12 protein-coding genes and 1 tRNA gene are annotated in these 17300 nt (G+C 63.4%); 8 read left to right on the top strand and 5 right to left on the bottom strand.

All coding sequences use genetic code 11. The features are described 5' to 3' along the window. Positions 1–184: 184 nt before the first annotated feature. Positions 185–4918, bottom strand: a complete 4734-nt coding sequence (gene gltB, locus O7A60_RS06340) for a glutamate synthase large subunit (protein ID WP_337105549.1) — start codon at positions 4916–4918, stop codon at positions 185–187. 490 nt (positions 4919–5408) lie between these two features. Here gltB and O7A60_RS06335 point away from each other — a divergent pair, with 490 nt between their 5' ends. Next, positions 5409–6461 carry a threonine aldolase family protein gene (locus tag O7A60_RS06335; protein WP_337105548.1) on the top strand — a complete coding sequence of 351 codons (1053 nt, stop codon included), beginning with the start codon at positions 5409–5411 and terminating at the stop codon, positions 6459–6461. 71 nt (positions 6462–6532) lie between these two features. On the opposite strand, the gene O7A60_RS06330 is transcribed toward O7A60_RS06335, so the two are convergent. Beyond that, a complete protein-coding gene (locus O7A60_RS06330) occupies positions 6533–7000 on the bottom strand; it encodes an Hsp20 family protein (RefSeq protein WP_027142918.1) in 468 nt (155 codons plus the stop codon). Between the two features lie 479 nt (positions 7001–7479). Here O7A60_RS06330 and O7A60_RS06325 point away from each other — a divergent pair, with 479 nt between their 5' ends. Beyond that, positions 7480–8457 (top strand): alpha/beta hydrolase, encoded by a 978-nt coding sequence (locus tag O7A60_RS06325; RefSeq protein ID WP_337105547.1) that lies wholly within the window; start codon positions 7480–7482, stop codon positions 8455–8457. Positions 8458–8550: 93 nt separating this feature from the next. On the opposite strand, the gene hisN is transcribed toward O7A60_RS06325, so the two are convergent. Beyond that, positions 8551–9324 (bottom strand): histidinol-phosphatase, encoded by a 774-nt coding sequence (gene hisN / locus O7A60_RS06320; protein WP_337105546.1) that lies wholly within the window; start codon positions 9322–9324, stop codon positions 8551–8553. Positions 9325–9710: 386 nt separating this feature from the next. Next, a complete protein-coding gene (locus O7A60_RS06315) occupies positions 9711–10652 on the bottom strand; it encodes an N-formylglutamate amidohydrolase (protein ID WP_337105545.1) in 942 nt (313 codons plus the stop codon). Between the two features lie 162 nt (positions 10653–10814). Between O7A60_RS06315 and cpdR the strand changes: the two genes are divergently transcribed. After that, entirely contained in the window at positions 10815–11177 is a 363-nt protein-coding gene (gene cpdR, locus O7A60_RS06310; RefSeq protein ID WP_006199474.1) for a cell cycle two-component system response regulator CpdR, read from the top strand. Between the two features lie 116 nt (positions 11178–11293). Beyond that, positions 11294–11368 (top strand) — tRNA-Val (locus tag O7A60_RS06305). A 90-nt stretch (positions 11369–11458) separates the two neighbouring features. Here O7A60_RS06305 and O7A60_RS06300 read toward each other — a convergent pair. Further along, the gene (locus O7A60_RS06300; RefSeq protein WP_337105544.1) at positions 11459–12613 is read right to left on the bottom strand and encodes a dihydrodipicolinate synthase family protein; all 1155 of its coding nucleotides are present in this window, start codon (positions 12611–12613) and stop codon (positions 11459–11461) included. 242 nt (positions 12614–12855) lie between these two features. Between O7A60_RS06300 and O7A60_RS06295 the strand changes: the two genes are divergently transcribed. Genes O7A60_RS06295 through O7A60_RS06280 form a run of 4 tightly spaced genes read left to right on the top strand, consistent with a single transcriptional unit; the run spans position 12856 to position 17294 of the window. Continuing rightward, positions 12856–13914 carry a LacI family DNA-binding transcriptional regulator gene (locus tag O7A60_RS06295; RefSeq protein ID WP_027142938.1) on the top strand — a complete coding sequence of 353 codons (1059 nt, stop codon included), beginning with the start codon at positions 12856–12858 and terminating at the stop codon, positions 13912–13914. Further along, complete coding sequence (locus tag O7A60_RS06290; protein ID WP_337105543.1) at positions 13911–14927, top strand: Gfo/Idh/MocA family protein; 1017 nt, start codon at positions 13911–13913, stop codon at positions 14925–14927. Before O7A60_RS06295 ends, O7A60_RS06290 begins: the two co-directional genes overlap by 4 nt. Further along, complete coding sequence (locus tag O7A60_RS06285) at positions 14924–16525, top strand: acyl CoA:acetate/3-ketoacid CoA transferase (RefSeq protein WP_337105542.1); 1602 nt, start codon at positions 14924–14926, stop codon at positions 16523–16525. The genes O7A60_RS06290 and O7A60_RS06285 overlap by 4 nt, the downstream gene beginning before the upstream one ends. Next, positions 16518–17294, top strand: a complete 777-nt coding sequence (locus O7A60_RS06280) for an enoyl-CoA hydratase/isomerase family protein (protein WP_337105541.1) — start codon at positions 16518–16520, stop codon at positions 17292–17294. The genes O7A60_RS06285 and O7A60_RS06280 overlap by 8 nt, the downstream gene beginning before the upstream one ends. The last annotated feature ends 6 nt before the right edge of the window (positions 17295–17300 follow it).

Below are 17300 nucleotides of genomic sequence, written 5' to 3'. Positions count from 1 at the left end.
ACCTGCCGGTCGATTTCGAGAAAGCCTGTTACCTTGCCCATAGTCCAGTTCCTGCTGTCCAGATGGTGCGGGTTTCGCCGCACCCCGTTAACCTCTTGAGGCAGCCATGGCAACCTTGAGCCCGAGGTCAAACTGTCGATGAAAGGGGCCGGGAAGCCTAGGCTCCCCGGCAATTCTCAAAAATCTATTCGGCCGCGACGCCCATGCGCATGCGTTCCATCTCGATCAGCGCGCGGCGGTATTCGACCGGCATGATCTTGCGGAATTTCGGCCGGAAAATCGTCCAGTCGTCGAGGATCTCGCGGCCGCGCACCGAACCCGTATAGTGCACGTGGTTCGAGATCAGTTGGTAAAGCCGCTCCTCGTCATGGCTGGTCATGTCGCCCGACACGTCGACGCGACCCTTGTGGTCGAGGTCGCCGCCATGGTGCAGCAGCTTTTCCATGAGGTCGTCTTCTTCCGGCACCGGCTCCAGCTCGACCATGGCCATGTTGCAGCGCTCGGCGAAATCGCCCGCCTCGTCCAGCACATAGGCGACACCGCCCGACATGCCGGCGGCGAAGTTGCGGCCGGTTTTGCCGATGACGACGACGACGCCGCCGGTCATGTATTCGCAGCCATGGTCGCCAACGCCTTCGACGACGGCTGCCACGCCCGAATTGCGCACGGCGAAACGCTCGCCCGCTACGCCGGCGAAATAGGCCTCGCCCTCGGTCGCGCCATAGAGCACCGTGTTGCCGACGATGATGGAGTCGGCCGCGACGATCCTGGCCTCTTGCGGCGGCCGGATGACGATGCGTCCGCCCGACAGGCCCTTGCCGACATAGTCGTTGCCGGCACCGACGAGCTCGAACGAGATGCCGCGCGCCAGAAAAGCGCCGAAGGACTGCCCCGCGGTTCCGGTGAGCTTGACCTGGATCGTGTCCTCGCGCAGGCCCTTGTGCCTGAAGCGCTTGGCCACCTCACCCGACAGCATGGCGCCCGTCGAGCGATCGACATTGCGGATGTCGACTTCGATCTTGACCGGCTGCTTGGTCTCCAGCGCGGGCCTGGCCAGTTCGATCAGCTTGCGGTCGAGCACATCGTCGATCGGGTGCTTCTGCCGTTCGGTCCAGTGCACTGCTTCATGCGGCGCATCGGGCTTGTAGAACATCTTCGAGAAGTCGAGCCCGCGCGCCTTCCAGTGCTGGATCACGTCGCGCTTTTCCAGAAGGTCGGCGTCGCCGATGATCTGGTCGATATGGGTGAAGCCCATCTCGGCGAGCAGCGCCCGCACCTCTTCCGCCACGAAGAAGAAGAAGTTGATAACGTGCTCGGGCGTGCCCTTGAAGCGCTTGCGCAGCACCGGGTCCTGCGTCGCCACACCGACCGGGCAGGTGTTGAGGTGGCACTTGCGCATCATGATGCAGCCGGCCGCGATCAGCGGCGCGGTCGAGAAGCCGAACTCGTCGGCGCCGAGCAGCGCGCCGATGATGACGTCGCGCCCGGTGCGCAAACCGCCGTCGACCTGCAGCGCCACGCGTGAGCGCAGGCCGTTCAGCACCAGCGTCTGGTGCGTCTCGGCAAGGCCCATTTCCCACGGGCTGCCGGCATGCTTGAGTGAGGTCAGCGGCGAGGCACCGGTGCCGCCATCATAGCCCGAAATGGTGATGTGGTCGGCGCGCGCCTTGGCGACACCGGCCGCGACCGTGCCGACACCGACTTCCGACACCAGCTTGACCGACACGTCGGCCGCCGGATTGACGTTCTTCAGATCGTAGATCAGCTGCGCCAGGTCCTCGATCGAGTAGATATCGTGGTGCGGCGGCGGCGAGATCAGGCCGACGCCAGGCGTCGAGTGCCTCACCTTGGCGATGGTGGCGTCGACCTTGTGACCTGGCAACTGCCCGCCCTCGCCGGGCTTGGCGCCTTGCGCGACCTTGATCTGCATCATGTCGGAGTTGACGAGATATTCCGCAGTCACGCCGAACCGTCCCGAAGCGACCTGCTTGATCGCCGAGCGTTCCGGATTCTTGCCGCCGCCAGGCAGCGGCAGATAGCGATCAGCCTCTTCGCCGCCTTCACCGGTGTTCGACTTGCCGCCGATCTGGTTCATGGCACGTGCCAGCGTGGTGTGCGCTTCCCTGGAAATCGAGCCGAACGACATCGCCCCGGTCGAGAAGCGCTTGACGATGTCGGCCGCCGGCATCACGTCGTCGAGTGCGACCTTCGTGCGGCCGGTCTCACCCGCCAGCTTGATCTTGAACAGGCCGCGGATGGTCTGGGCGCGGGCCGTCTCGCTGTCGATTTGCGCCGAATAGTCCTTGAACGTCTCCCACGATCCCTGGCGCACCGCGTGCTGCAAGGTGGCGACCGCGTCGGGCGACCACATATGCGCCTCGCCGCGCATGCGGAACAGATATTCGCCGCCGACCTCCAGGCTGTTGCGCAGCACCGGATCGCTGCCGAAACCGTCCGTGTGGCGACTGACGGTTTCGCCTGCGACCTCATCCAGTCCGACGCCTTCGATCAGCGTCGCGGTGCCGGTGAAGTATTGCTGCACGAAATCCGACTTCAGCCCGATAGCGTCGAATATCTGCGCACCGCAATAAGACTGATAGGTCGAGATCCCCATCTTGGACATCACCTTGAGGATACCCTTGCCGATCGACTTGATGTAGCGCGACACCACTTCATAGGCGTCGACCTCTTCGGGCAGTTCGCCGCGCTTGTGCATGTCGAGCAGCGTGTCGAAGGCGAGATAGGGATTGATCGCTTCCGCGCCATAGCCGGCGAGGCAGCAGAAATGATGCACCTCGCGCGGCTCGCCGGATTCGACGACCAGGCCGACCGCGGTGCGCAGTCCCTTGCGGATCAGGTGGTGGTGCACGGCGGCCGTCGCCAGCAGTGCCGGAATGGCGATGCGGTCCGGCCCGAGCTGGCGGTCGGACAGTATGATGATGTTGTAGCCGCCGGCGACCGCCGCTTCGGCCCGCTCGCACAAACGTTCGACGGCGCCCTGCATACCGGCAGCGCCCTCGCTCGATCCATAGGTGATGTCGATCGTCTTGGTGTCGAAACGGTCCTCGGTGTGGCCGATGGAGCGGATCTTCTCGAGGTCGCCATTGGTCAGGATCGGCTGGCGCACCTCGAGGCGCTTGCGCCGCGAATTGCCGACCAGGTCGAAGATGTTCGGCCGCGGTCCAATGAAGGACACCAGGCTCATCACCAGCTCCTCGCGGATCGGGTCGATCGGCGGGTTGGTGACCTGGGCGAAGTTCTGCTTGAAATAGGTGTAGAGCAGCTTCGACTTGTCCGACATCGCCGAAATCGGCGTGTCGGTGCCCATCGAGCCCACCGCTTCCTGGCCGGTGGTCGCCATCGGCGACATCAACAGCTTGGTGTCTTCCTGAGTGTAGCCGAACGCCTGCTGGCGATCGAGCAGGCTGACATCCTTGCGCAGCGCGCGAGGCTCGACCGGCTTCAAATCTTCCAGGATGAGCTGCGTATTGCCAAGCCAGGTCTTGTACGGGTGCTTGGTCGCGATCTCCGACTTGATCTCCTCGTCGGGGACGATGCGGCCCTTGGCCAGGTCGATCAGAAGCATGCGGCCGGGCTGTAGCCGCCACTTCTGGACGATCTTTTCCTCCGGCACCGGCAGCACGCCGGCTTCCGAAGCCATGATGACGCGGTCGTCATCGGTGACGATGTAGCGTGCAGGGCGCAATCCATTGCGGTCGAGCGTGGCGCCGATCTGGCGTCCATCGGTGAAAGCGACCGCCGCCGGCCCATCCCACGGCTCCATCAACGCCGCATGGTACTCGTAGAAAGCCTTGCGGTCGGCATCCATGAGCTTGTTGCCGGCCCAGGCTTCCGGAATCAGCATCATCATGGCGTGGCTGAGGCTGTAGCCGCCCTGGAACAGGAACTCGAGCGCGTTGTCGAAGCAAGCCGTATCGGACTGGCCGTCATAGGAGATCGGCCAGAGCTTCGAGATGTTGTTGCCGAACAGTTCGGAATCGACCGACGCCTGGCGCGCAGCCATCCAGTTGTTGTTGCCGCGCACGGTGTTGATCTCGCCATTGTGCGCGACCATGCGGTAGGGATGCGCCAGCTTCCACGACGGGAAGGTGTTGGTCGAGAAGCGCTGGTGGACGAGGATCAGCGCGGTCTCGAAACGCGGGTCCTTGAGGTCCTTGTAATAGGCGCCGACCTGGTAGGCCAGGAACATGCCCTTGTAGACGATGGTGCGCGCCGACAGCGACACGCAATAGGCGCCGATATCCTTGTTGTCGTTCTCGGCGTAGATGCGGCCCGAGATGACCTTGCGCAACAGATAGAGCCTGGCCTCGTATTCCTCGTCGTCGGTGATATCAGCCGTGCGGCCGATGAAGACCTGGCGGTGGAAGGGCTCGGACGCGACGATGTCAGCCGCCTTCGACAGCGACGAATTATCGACGGGCACGTCACGGAATCCCAGCAGCGGCAGCCCTTCGGACTGCGCCGATTCCGCAATGATCTCTTCGACATGGGCCCGAAGGATGGCATCCTGCGGCATGAACCAGTGTCCGACGCCATACTGGCCTACCGGTGGCAGATCGATCCCTTGGGCCGCCATCTCCTCACGGAAAAAAAGATCCGGAAGCTGCACCAGCACGCCGGCGCCATCGCCGACCAGCGGATCGGCACCGACGGCGCCGCGATGCGTCAGGTTCTCGAGCACCGCAAGCCCGTCCTTGACGATCTGATGCGACTTCACGCCCTTCATGTTGACGATGAAGCCGACACCGCAGGCGTCATGTTCGTTGCGCGGATCGTAGAGTCCCTGGGCGGTGAGGCCGCCGGTGGTCGCGCGATTTTTGGTGGAGGTATTTTTGACGGCGGCCGCTTTCGTCTGCGCGGCCTGGCCGTTCGTCGCAGAGAGCGTCAATTCCGTCATCGTCCTATCCTCCGTTCCGCGCCACTTGGCCTTGGTCAGCCTGGGGGCGCTGGTTTGCCTTGGCGAGCACTTGGGCTCGCCCTTCATCCTTGCGGCACGTCTTGCGAAATCGCCGAACCAAGCGGCGCGCCGCTGGTTCACATCCGGTATCGTACAGGCCAGAGCTGGTCCGTCCACCTGTCGCTCGCGGCAAAAGCCGGAGTGGCCTAAACGATACGCCAATCCAGCCTGTTTTGTGCGACAAAATAAGACAGCACTACTGTCCTAAATTTTTATGACAGAAATCCAGGACCCATACAAGACCGATTCACAAAAAACTTGGCCGCGCCGCGACACAAAATTTCGTGAGGCGGCTGCAAAACGTAAGCTTCGGTCTCTGAAGACGCCGCGAGCCCGACGCTGGCTTTACCCGTTTTCTTGTGTCTGGCTCTTGCGGGCGGGTCATGAAACCGGTCAAGGTCCCGGCGATTTCCCCAGCACAGGCAGACGCATGTTCTTCGCTTCCGACAATTGGGCAGGCGCCCATCCAAGCATTGCAGCCGGCCTTTCGGCCCACACCGCCGGCTTTTCGACCGCCTATGGCGATGGTGCCCTCGACCAAACCGTCTATCAGCGCTTCAGCGAGATTTTCGAGCGCGAAGTGGCCGTGTTCTTCGTGGCGACCGGCACCGCCGCCAATTCGCTGTCGCTGACGGCCTATAACAAGCCCGGCGGCATTTCCTTCGCCCACCGCGAATCGCATATCATCGAGGACGAGTGCGGCGCGCCGGAACATTTTTCCGGCGGCTCGCGGCTTCACGCCGTCGACGGCCCGCTGGGCAAGATCGAGCCACATAATCTGGACAAGGCGATCGGCCGTTTCGCCGGCGAGGTAGTCCATTGGGGCCGGCCGATGGCCGTTTCGGTCACCCAGTCGACCGAGGTCGGCACGATCTATGGCCTGGACGACATTGCCGCGATTGCGGCGATCGCAAAACACCATTCCGTGCCGCTCCACATGGACGGCGCCCGCTTCGCCAATGCGCTGGTCGCGCTCGACACCACGCCGGCTGAAATGACCTGGAAACGCGGCGTCGACATCCTGTCCTTCGGCGGCACCAAGAACGGCTGCTGGTGCGCCGAGGCGATCGTGCTGTTCGATCTTGACCGCGCCAAGGAATTGGCCTTCCTGCGCAAGCGTGCCGCCCAGCTGTTTTCGAAGTCGCGTTTCGTCGCGGCGCAGTTCGAAGCCTATTTCAAGGATGGGCTGTGGCTCGATACCGCCAGGCATGCCAATGCCATGGCCGCGCGCCTGGCGGCCGCGATCGAGGATTCGGCCACGGCAAAGCTCGCCTGGCTGCCGCAGGCCAACGAAGTCTTCGCGGTGATCAAGAAAACGGAAGCCGAGAAGCTGCAGGCGGCGGGCGCGGCCTTCTACGACTGGCACAGGCCGCACGGCTTCGACGGCCATATCGGCGAGGACGAGCTGCTCTATCGCTTCGTCACCAGCTTTGCGACGACCTCGGAGGAAGTCGACCGCTTTGGCCAGCTGATCGCGGGATAATCAGCCTTCGCGACAACAAAAAAGCGGCGCCTTTCGGCGCCGCTTTCCGTCTCGGGAGGGAGACTAAACCCTTAGGCTGCCGTCTTGGCCTCGATCTGCTTGGCCTTGGCCGGAGCCGAGGTGATCGCGATCTTGCGCGGCTTCAGCTCTTCGGGAATGTTGCGCTTGAGGTCGACGAAGAGCAGACCGTTCTTCAGCGCGGCGCCGACGACTTCAACGTGATCGGCAAGCTGGAAGCGGCGCTCGAAAGCCCTGGAGGCAATGCCGCGATAGAGCAGCTCGGAGCCTTCGCCGGTGCCCTCGTCCTTGCGCTCACCCTTCACGGTCAGCACGTTGCGGTGGGCCTCGATGGAGATCTCGTCATCCGAGAAGCCGGCAACCGCCATCGAGATGCGGTAGGAATCCTCGCCGGTGCGCTCGATGTTGTAGGGCGGATAGGTCTGCGCGCCATCGGGCTGCGCGAGCGAATCGAGCATGGTGAAGAGACGGTCGAAGCCGACGGTCGAACGGTAAAGCGGGGAAAAATCAACGTGACGCATGAGGTGTTCTCCTGTTGAGCAACATGGTTTGCGTATGGCCGGTGCGAAACCCGTAAGCGGCGTTTCGGCTGGACCAGCGGCCCCGACATTGGCGGCCGCAACCCACATCTGGGGAGCGCTCGAAAGCATTTCAAGTTTCGTTTGACGGCAAAAAGAGTGGCCGCCGGCCTTTGATGAACGGCAGATGAACCGGCGCTTCGGCGCCCGTTCAGACAGCCGCCGCTAAAGTGGCTTTCAAGATCAAGGATTGGCGGCGCCGGATTTGCAGAGGTGCCGCATCGAGGCCGAACCGGGTGTTAACGTCCCTTCCTCCCGGATCGACAGGGGCCGGAAGCGCGCTCAAAAGCCGCTTCCGGCCTTCCCCGTTGCGGGCCTCCGTAACCCGGATTTGCTTTGCTTTTGATGTGTGGGCGTCTATCACCTTGACGAGGCTGGCCGTGAAGGGCTGGCGCGCCAAGACGCCGAGCACAAAGCGCCGAATGACGGATCTTTTCCACGACACACCCCTTTTTCACGAAGTGGAAGGCAATCCGCGACCGGAAAACGTCACGGGCGGCTTTTTCACCACGCGCGACGGCAAGAAGATCCGTTATGGCCTGTTCGCGGCGGTGGCGCGTCCAATGCGGGGCACCGTGGTGCTGCTCGGCGGCCGCAACGAGTGCATCGAGAAATATTTCGAGACCATCCGCGACCTTGCCGCGCGGGGCTTCGGTGTCGCCACCCTCGACTGGCGCGGTCAGGGCGATTCCGACCGGCTGATCCGCGATCGCCAGCGCGGCTATGTCAGGTCGTTCCGCGACTATACGGCCGATCTGGAGCAGTTCTTCGAGGAGATCGTGCTGCCGGACTGCCGTGGACCCTATTACATCCTCGCTCATTCCGCCGGGGCGGTAATCACGCTGCTTGCCGCGCCGTCGATGGTGAACCGCGTGCGGCGCATGGTGCTGATCGCGCCATTCCTGACGTTGCCCGACCTGCCGGTCTCGATAGGGACGGTGCGCCGGGTCTGTTCGATTTTCTGCGCCCTGGGGCTCGGCAGGCTCTATGCCGCCTGGGGTCCACGCCCGAGACAGACGCTGCCCTTCGAGGTCAACAAGGTGACATCAGATCCGCAACGCTATCGCCGCAACACGCGCATCTATGAAGAATATCCGCAACTGGCACTTGGCGGCCCGACTGTCCGCTGGCTGCAGGCGGCGGCGAAGGCGTCGGAAGCCATAAGCGACCCCGACTTCATGGCCCGCATTCAGGTGCCTCTGCTGATCATCGCCGCCGGCGCCGACCAGGTCGTCTCAACCAAGGCGGTGGAAGCATATGCGAGAAATTTGAGACTCGGTTCGCTGTTGATGATCGACGGCGCCAAACACGAAATCCTGCAGGAAGCCGACCTCTACCGCGAACAATTCCTCGCCGCCTTCGACGCCTTCGTCCCCGGCTCGGACGATCCGACGGCCTGACCTCTCCCAGACGCAGGCGGCATTCCGGCAGGTCTACGGGCGCACCCCTGCGGAATTCCAGCGCTCGATAAGGCCGCGCTGACCAAAGTGATATCAGCCGCGCAGGGCGGCCATGGCGGCGGCATGAAGCTCCGGTGTCGCCGCCGCCAGAACATCGCCGCCATTCTCCGCCGGTCCGCCGTCGAAAGTGGTGACGACCCCGCCGGCTTTCTCGATGATCGGGATCAGCGCCACGATGTCGTAGGGCTTCAATCCAGGATCGGCGACGATGTCGACGCTCCCCGAGGCGATCATGGCGAAGGCATAGCAATCGGCGCCATAACGGGCGAGCTGGATTTGCCGCTCGAACGCGTCGTAGCGATTGCGCGCCTCGCCCTTGAACAGCGCCGGCGTTGTGGTGAACAACGTCGCCTCGGCCAGCTTCGTCGTCTTGCGGGTCGACAGTTTTCGCGGACCTCCCGGTCCCTCATAGTGCGAGCCGGAGCCATTGGCGTAGAACAGCTCGCCGGTGAAGGGCTGGGCCATCATGCCGGCGACCGCGTCACCATCGATCGTCAGCCCGACCAATGTCCCCCATACCGGCAGGCCGGAGATGAAGGCGCGCGTGCCGTCGATCGGATCGATCACCCAGACATGCCGGCTGGAGATGTTCTCGCTGCCATGCTCTTCGCCCAGGATACCGTGATCGGGATACTCGGCCGATATCAGCGCCCGGATGGCGCGCTCGGCCTCGCGGTCGGCCTCGGTGACCGGGTCGAAACTGCCCTTCTCCTTGTTGGCGACCGCACCTTGGGCGCGAAAGCGCGGCAAGGTCTCCGCCGCCGCCGCTTGCGCGATGCGGCGCATGAAGTCGATGCTGATGTCCAACTGATTCTCCCGAATTACGGCATGCTCGGACTGTCGTTTGCCGCCACTTTCGTGCCAAAACAAGGGTGTTCGAGGATTATTCGCCAGCGACATCTGTTGCCCAAATGTCACGGTCCCGCCAACGAAACGCAATTTCCACATCACTCTGAATTAAAAAAGCCTAAACGTCGCTTGACATTTGTGCGCTGCACAATACCCTCAATCCCGGACAGGGTTTCCTGTCCATGCCCTCCTTGGGCGTTTCCTCCCTAGACTTCGACCGTATCGTGCAAACGATGCGGTCTTTTTTTCACCGCCGCTCCCGGAGCGTGCCGTCCAAAAACTGCAAAGGTCCAATTACTGCAAATGGTATTGGGCAGTGGCACGCATGAGACAAGGCGTGATCTTCACTCCGCCGCCAGCGGCAGGTCGATGAAATGATGGTCTGGCATCGCCATCAGGTCGGCTGAAAATCGCGTCAGATCGTCGGCCAGAGCGTCGAAGCCGGCGGCTTTCTCGAATGTCCGCTCATTCATGTAGAGCCCGCGATTGACCTCGATCTGCAGCGCATGCAGATGATGCGCCGGGCGGCCATAGTGTTCCGTGATGAAACCGCCGGCGTAAGGCTTGTTGTGAGCGACGGTATAGCCCATCGCGGTCAGCAGGCCGATCGCGGTTTCGGTCAGGGCAGCGGTGGCCGAGATGCCGAAACGGTCGCCGATGATGAAATCCGGCCGCAGCCCGTTGTCACCGACGCGTATGCTCGCCGGCATCGAGTGGCAGTCGATCAGCACGGCAAAGCCGAAACGGGCGTGGGTCCTGGTCAAAAGCCGCTTCAGCGTTTCGTGATAGGGCTTGTAGACGGCCTCGATGCGGGCAACCGCCTCGGCGAGCGGCAAGCGGCCCGCATAGATGTCGAGCCCCTCGCCCACCAGCTTCGGCACGGTGCCGAGCCCGCCGGCCACGCGCGCGGAGCGGATGTTGCAGAAGGACGGCACCGGCTCGGCGAACATGCGCGGGTCGAGTTCCCAGGGCTCACGGTTGACGTCGAGATAGGCACGCGGGAAATTCGCCGCCAGCATCGGCGCGCCCAGCGCCACGGCGCCGCCGAACAGCTCGTCGACATAGCAATCCTCCGAGCGGCGGATGGCGTTGCGATCGAGCCTTGCCATGGCGAGGAAGCGTTCGGGATAGTAACGGCCGCTATGCGGTGAATTGAAGAGAAAGGGGACGCGCTGCTCGGCGCCCGAACGGATTTCGAAGGGTGGAAAGACCGAAAAATCCTCGGCTGCCGTCTTCAATTTGAACGAACCCGAAAACACCAGTGCATCATGGCATGAAACTGCCACCTTGCTGGCCGCATGTCCAGCATTTCGGCGGTCGTGCCGCTGGGCAAATGTGGGTCAAGCGCGTCCGCGTTCACTTGATGTTTACTCTCACCTCCTCATATACAGGATGGTTAACGGGCCTGCCCCACGGCAGTCTCGGGCGGGTGATTCGGACGGGATATCATGGCACGCATTCTTCTGGCGGAAGACGACGACGATATGCGTCGGTTCCTCGTCAAGGCGCTGGAGCGCGCCGGCTATCAGGTCAGCGATTTCGACAACGGCGCCAGCGCCTATGAGCGGCTGCGCGAGGAACCGTTCTCGCTGCTTCTGACCGACATTGTCATGCCGGAGATGGACGGCATCGAGCTGGCGCGTCGCGCCACGGAGATCGACCCCGACCTCAAGGTGATGTTCATCACCGGTTTTGCCGCCGTTGCGCTGAACCCGGATTCCAAGGCGCCGAAAGACGCCAAGGTGCTGTCCAAGCCCTTCCACTTGCGCGATCTCGTCAACGAGGTCGAGAAGATGCTGCAGGCGGCCTGAGCCGCCTCCCGCAAGCCGCCGGGCGTCAATCCACAGCCGCGGCGAGACGACATGTATTTCCTCTTTTCCTGCTATTGACGCGCCGGACCAAAAATGGTGTATGCGCGGCTTCGGATGGGCGTGTAGCTCAGCGGGAGAGCACTGCATTGACATTGCAGGGGTCACAGGTTCAATCCCTGTCACGCCCACCATCCAACCCGGACAATCGGACCTTGCATCGCGGAGCGCCCGTCTTGGCGCCGACTGGGATGGACGACGGCTGATCCGATCGCGAAACTCGTTTAGACGCCCGCGACGGCGCAGAGGCTCTTCATCCTGGCAACCGCCATCTCCGGATCGGCCAGCAGGCCAGCCTGGTCGGCAAGGCGGAAGACATCGGCATAATGGCGAATGCCGCGCGCCGACTGCATGCCGCCGACCATCGCGAAATGATCCTGGTGGCCATTCAGCCAGGCCATGAAGACGATGCCGGCTTTATAATATTCGGTCGGCGCCTCGAAGATTTTTCGTGACAGCGGCACGGTCGGCGCCATCAGCGCGTCGTAGCCGGCACGATCGCCGTCAGCCAGCTTCGCCAGCGCGGCATTGGCAACCGGGGCGATCGCGTCGAAAATGCCGAGCAATGCGTGCGAGTGCCGCTTGCCGTCTCCGGCGATCAGTTCGGGATAATTGAAGTCGTCGCCGGTGAACATCAACACGCCGTCCGGCAGCCGGTTCCTGAGCGCCACCTCCTTGCCGGCGTCGAGCAGCGATATCTTGATGCCTTCGACCTTGCCGGCGTGGCGCTGGATGATGGCGACCACCGTATCGAGTGCGGTCCCGAAATCGCCGCTGCCCCAATAGCCCCTCAAGGCCGGATCGAACATGTCGCCCAGCCAGTGCAGGATGACCTTGCCGGAGGCTTGGCCCAATATGCGGTCGTAAACCAGGGCGTAATCGTCGGGCCCCTTCGCCACGGCCGCCAGGGCGCGGCTGGCCATCATGATCGCCTTGCCGCCCTGGCCTTCGATGAAAGCGAACTGCTCCTCATAGGCGGCGATCACATCGTCCAGTGTCCTGGCCGATGCCGGCGCCAGATGGTCGGTTCCGGCACCCGACGCGAGATCGGCGCCAGCGACGGTTCGCGCCTCCGCGATTGAACGGCGGATCAATTCCTGCGCATGTATCCAATCGAAGCCCATGCCGCGCTGCGACGTGTCCATGGCCTCTGCGATGCGGAAGCCGAGGCGCCACAGATGATGACGAAACGCCATCGTCCTGTTCCAGTCGACCACGGGCCGCGACCACGGATCAGTCATCTTGAGGGGATCGGCAACGACATGCGCGGCGGCATAGGCGATGCGCGGGAACCGTGCGCCGATCACCGGCTGGACCGGCTGTCCGACAAGCGCGTAACGTGTGCTGCGGCCACTCTCGCCCGGCAAGGCAATATCCATCGATCTCTCCCTTTTCGACGCCTATTAAATGGAACGTTCCAATAAATCAAGAACCTCTAGGATTCGAAATGGCCGGCCGGCCAATGCTGCGTTGCAGCACAAAGGGCCCTTGGATGGCATATTGCTTGACCACATATGATCGCTTCCTTCTGATTGAGAAAAAATCCCGATTGACTTGCCTACGAAGCAGAGATTAGAACGTTCCAATAAAAGTCGATTTAGAAAACCGGGAGGATACCAGGATGGCCAGTCGGGCCAAGGCGACGATCTTCGACATTGCCCGCGAGGCGGGCGTGTCCAAATCGACCGTGTCGCTCGTGCTCCAGGGCAGCGGCCTGATCCGCCCCGAAACCGCGGTCAAGGTGCGCAAGGCGATCGAGGATGTCGGCTATGTCTACAACCGCGGCGCCGCCAATCTGCGCAAGGCCCACTCCAACGTCATCGGCATGGTCATCAACGATCTCACCAATCCGTTCTTCGCGGAACTGGCAGTGGGCATGGAGCGTGTTTTCCAATCGGCCGGCATCGTGCCCTTCATCGCCAACACGGCCGAAAATCCGGTGCGCCAGGAAGAAGTGCTGAAGTCTCTGATGGAACAAGGCGTCGCCGGGCTCATCGTTTCCCCGGCGCGCGGCACCACGCCAGGGGCGTTCCGGCGGCTGGAAATAGCCGGTCTGCCGATTGCCTTCGCCATGCGCCGGCTGCCTGAAAGCCGCATTCCGGTGATTGCTCCCGACAATCATCGGGGCGCCTATCTCGCCACCGCTCATCTCGTCGGCAAGGGACATCGACGCCTGGCCTTCTTCGGCGGCTCGTCTGATCTGGTGGTCTACCATGAGCGGCTGGGCGGCTTTCGCGAGGCCTGCGAGACGCTCGGCATCGACGCTCGCGACGCGCTCATCATCGAGGGCGAGACCAACCGCAAGGGCGGCATGGCCTGCCTGGAAACGTCACTCGCAATGGCGGAGCCGCCAACCGCGGCGCTCTGCTTCAACGATGCCGTTGCCTTCGGCGTCATGCTGGCGCTGCGCAAGCGCGGACTTGAGCCGGGCCCGGATTTCGCCGTCGTCGGCTTCGACGATGTGGTCGAGGCCGAACATTATATGCCGCCGCTGACCAGCGTCGCGGTGGACTCCGCCGGTCTCGGCGAACGCGCGGCCCACGTCATGATCAAGATGATCCAGTCGCGCACCACGCGCGCCGAGGACCATATCGGCGCCGTCAATCTCGTGGTCAGGGAAAGCTGCGGCCCAGATCGCCGCACGCAAAAAAGGCCCGCGCCTACGGGAGCCGCGACATGAGCGTCAAATGGGGGCTGATCGGCGCCAGCACGATCGCCCGGCAATTCATGATCGACGCCATTCGCGCGCAAGCCGATGGCGCGATAGCAGCGGTAATGAGTTCCAACCCCGAACGCGCTGCGGCCTACGCAAGGGAAAATGGTATTCCAGCCGCCGTATCAAATCTCGATGCCTTGCTCGGATCCGACATCAACGCCGTCTACATCTCGACCACCAACGAATTGCACCTCGAACAGGCGCTGGCCGCGATCAAGGCGGGAAAGCATGTGCTGTGTGAAAAGCCGCTGGCGCTGACCAGCGACGACGCGCGCAGAATGGTCGTTGCGGCCAAGGCCGCGGGCATCGTGCTCGGAACCAATCATCATCTGCGCAACGCCGGCGCGCACCGTGCCGTGCGCGAGGCGATTGCCGCCGGTCGCATAGGCCAGCCGATCGCCGCGCGGGTCTTCCACGCCGTCTACCTGCCCGAAAACCTGCAGGGTTGGCGCATCGCCAGGCCTGAGGCGGGCGGCGGCGTGGTGCTCGACATCACCGTGCACGATGCCGACACGCTGCGCTTCGTGCTTGGCGACGATCCGGTCGAGGTTTCCGCCTTCACGCAATCCGCTGGTATGGCCGCCGGCGGGCTGGAAGACGGCGCCATGTGCATCTGGCGCTTCGAGTCGGGCCTCATCGCGCAATCGCATGAAGGCTTCACCACCAGATTTGCCGACACCGGCTTCGAGGTGCACGGCTCCCAAGGCTCGCTGATCGCCCGTAACGTGATGACGCAGAAACCGGTCGGCTCTGTCCTTCTGCGCACCGCCAGCGGCGAAGAAGAATTGAGCTCCGACCGCGAGAATCTCTATGTCAGGTCGGTGCGCCGGTTCCATGCCGCGATCCGTGGCGAGGGCCAGCCTTCCGCCACCGGCGAGGACGGCATCTGGTCGCTCGCCGCGGCCGAGGCGGCATTGCAATCGGCCAATTCCGGCAGAGCCGTCAAGATCGACCCGAAACTCGGGAGCATGAATTGAGCAAGGTCATTTCGTCGGCGCAGGCAGCCAGCCTGATCAAGGATGGTATGGTCGTCTCGGTGTCCTCGTCGAGCGGCCTCGGCTGCCCGGACGCCGTGCTCGCCGCCATCGGTGAACGCTTTGACAGCGAGGGCCATCCGAAGGACATCACCACGCTGCACCCGATCGCCGCCGGCGACATGTATGGCATCAAGGGCATCGATCATCTGGCCAAGCCGGGCCTGTTGAAGCGTACGCTGTGCGGCTCCTATCCGTCGGGTCCCTCCTCCGCCGAGCCGCCGCGGATCTGGAAGATGATCGGCGACAATTCAGTCGCCGCCTATAACGTGCCGTCCGGCATCCTGTTCGACATGCACCGCGAGGCCGCGGCCAAGCGGCCGGGCGTGCTGACCAAGGTCGGCCTCGACACTTTCGCCGACCCGCGCCACCAGGGCTGCGCGATGAACGGCGCCGCCGGCGAGCCGATCGTGTCGGTGCAGCAATTCGACGGCGAGGAATGGCTCTATTTCCGCGCCATCGTGCCCCAGGTTTCGATCATCCGCGCCACCACGGCGGATGAGCGCGGCAACCTGACCTATGAGCATGAGGGCGCCTATCTCGGCGGCCTGGAACAGGCGCTCGCCGCCCGCAACAATGGCGGCATCGTCATCGCGCAGGTCAAGCGCGTCGTCGAGAACGGCACGCTGAAGCCGCATGATGTGCGCGTGCCGGGCGTGCTGGTCGATCATATCGTCGTCGCGCCCGACCAGTTGCAGACTACGCTGACGCCTTACGATCCGGCAATTTCGGGTGAAATCTTCCGGCCGCTGTCGAGCTTCCGCACGCCGGAAATGAACGTTCAGAAGGTGATCGCGCGCCGCGTCGCCATGGAGCTTCGCGACGGTATGGCCGTCAATATCGGCTTCGGCATCTCGGCCAACGTGCCGCGCATCCTTCTGGAAGAAGGCCAGCACGGCAAGGTCACCTGGCTGATCGAACAGGGCGCTGTCGGCGGCGTGCCGCTGCTCGACTTCAAGTTCGGCTGCGCCTCCAATGCCGAGGCGATCATGCCCTCGCCGCACCAGTTCATCTATTTCCAGGCCGGCGGCTTCGACGCTTCGCTGCTCTCCTTCCTGCAGATCGACCGCCACGGCTCGGTCAACGTCTCGAAGCTTTCCGCACGGCCGCATGTCACGGCCGGCGCCGGCGGCTTTGTCGACATCACGTCGCGGGCGAAGAAGATCGTCTTTTCCGGCTTCTTCAATGCCGGAGCCAAGCTGTCGCTCGCCGATGGCGGCATCCGCATCGACGCGGAAGGCAAGGTCAAGAAAGTCGTCGAGGCGGTCGAGCACATCTCCTTCTCCGGCAAGCGCGCCGTCGCGCAGGGACAGGATATCACCTATGTGACCGAGCGTTGCGTGATGAAGCTGACGACAGATGGGCTGATGGTGACGGAACTGGCGCCGGGCATCGACCTCGGGCGCGATGTGCTTGGTCAAGCCGAGATCCCGCTCAATGTAGCCAACGACCTCAAGGTGACGCCGGCCGCGCTCTACCAGGATCGGCCGATCGGCCTTTCGCTCAATGGCAGCACCTCGCTCGGAGGCGCGCATGGCTGAGCGCCTCGTCACCTTCGAGCAGGATGGTGCGATCGGCACCGTCACCTTGCGCCGGCCCGAAAAATTCAACGCGCTCGACATCCCGATGCTGCGCGCGCTGGAAGCGGCGCTCGACGAGGCGGAAAGCGCCGAAGGTGTGCGGGTGGTGCTCATATGCGGCGAAGGCAAGGGTTTTTGCGCCGGCGGCGATGTCGAAGCCTGGGGCGGCATGAGTGCCGCCGATTTCCAGGTGCAATGGGTGCGCTACGGCCACCGTGTCTTCGACCGGCTGGCACGGCTGCGGCAGCCGATCATCGCCGTTCTGTCCGGCCATGCGCTCGGCGGTGGGCTCGAATTGGCTGTCGCCTGCGATTTTCGCGTCGCGGAAACGCAGGTGAAACTCGGCTTTCCCGAAACCTCGATCGGCGTCGTCCCCGGCTGGTCCGGCACGCAACGCGCGGTGCGCCGCCTCGGCGCTCAGACGGTGCGCCGTATGGCTGTCGGTGGCGAGATTTTTCTGGCGGCGGAAGCGCTTGCGCTGGGTATCGTCGACCGCATCGTCGAAACCGGCAAAGCGTCGGGTGAAGCCAAGACATGGGCTGAAAAAATCGCCGAACGCGGGCCGCTGGCGATCGAAGCCGCCAAGCTGATGATCGCGGTGGCGGAAGGCGAGGAAAGCGCTGCCGCGACCGAAGCCTTGGCCAGCGGCTTCATAGCGCTCACCGGCGATCTCAAGGCCGGCGTCGGCTCCTTCAAGACCAAGCAGAAGCCCGTGTTTTCGCGTTCCTAGGACAGA

The organism is Mesorhizobium salmacidum (SeqCode) (assembly GCF_037179605.1).
GTDB classification, from domain to species: domain Bacteria; phylum Pseudomonadota; class Alphaproteobacteria; order Rhizobiales; family Rhizobiaceae; genus Mesorhizobium; species Mesorhizobium salmacidum.
Note: the sequence above shows the minus strand (reverse complement) of the source record. Positions and strands in the feature narration are given on the sequence as shown.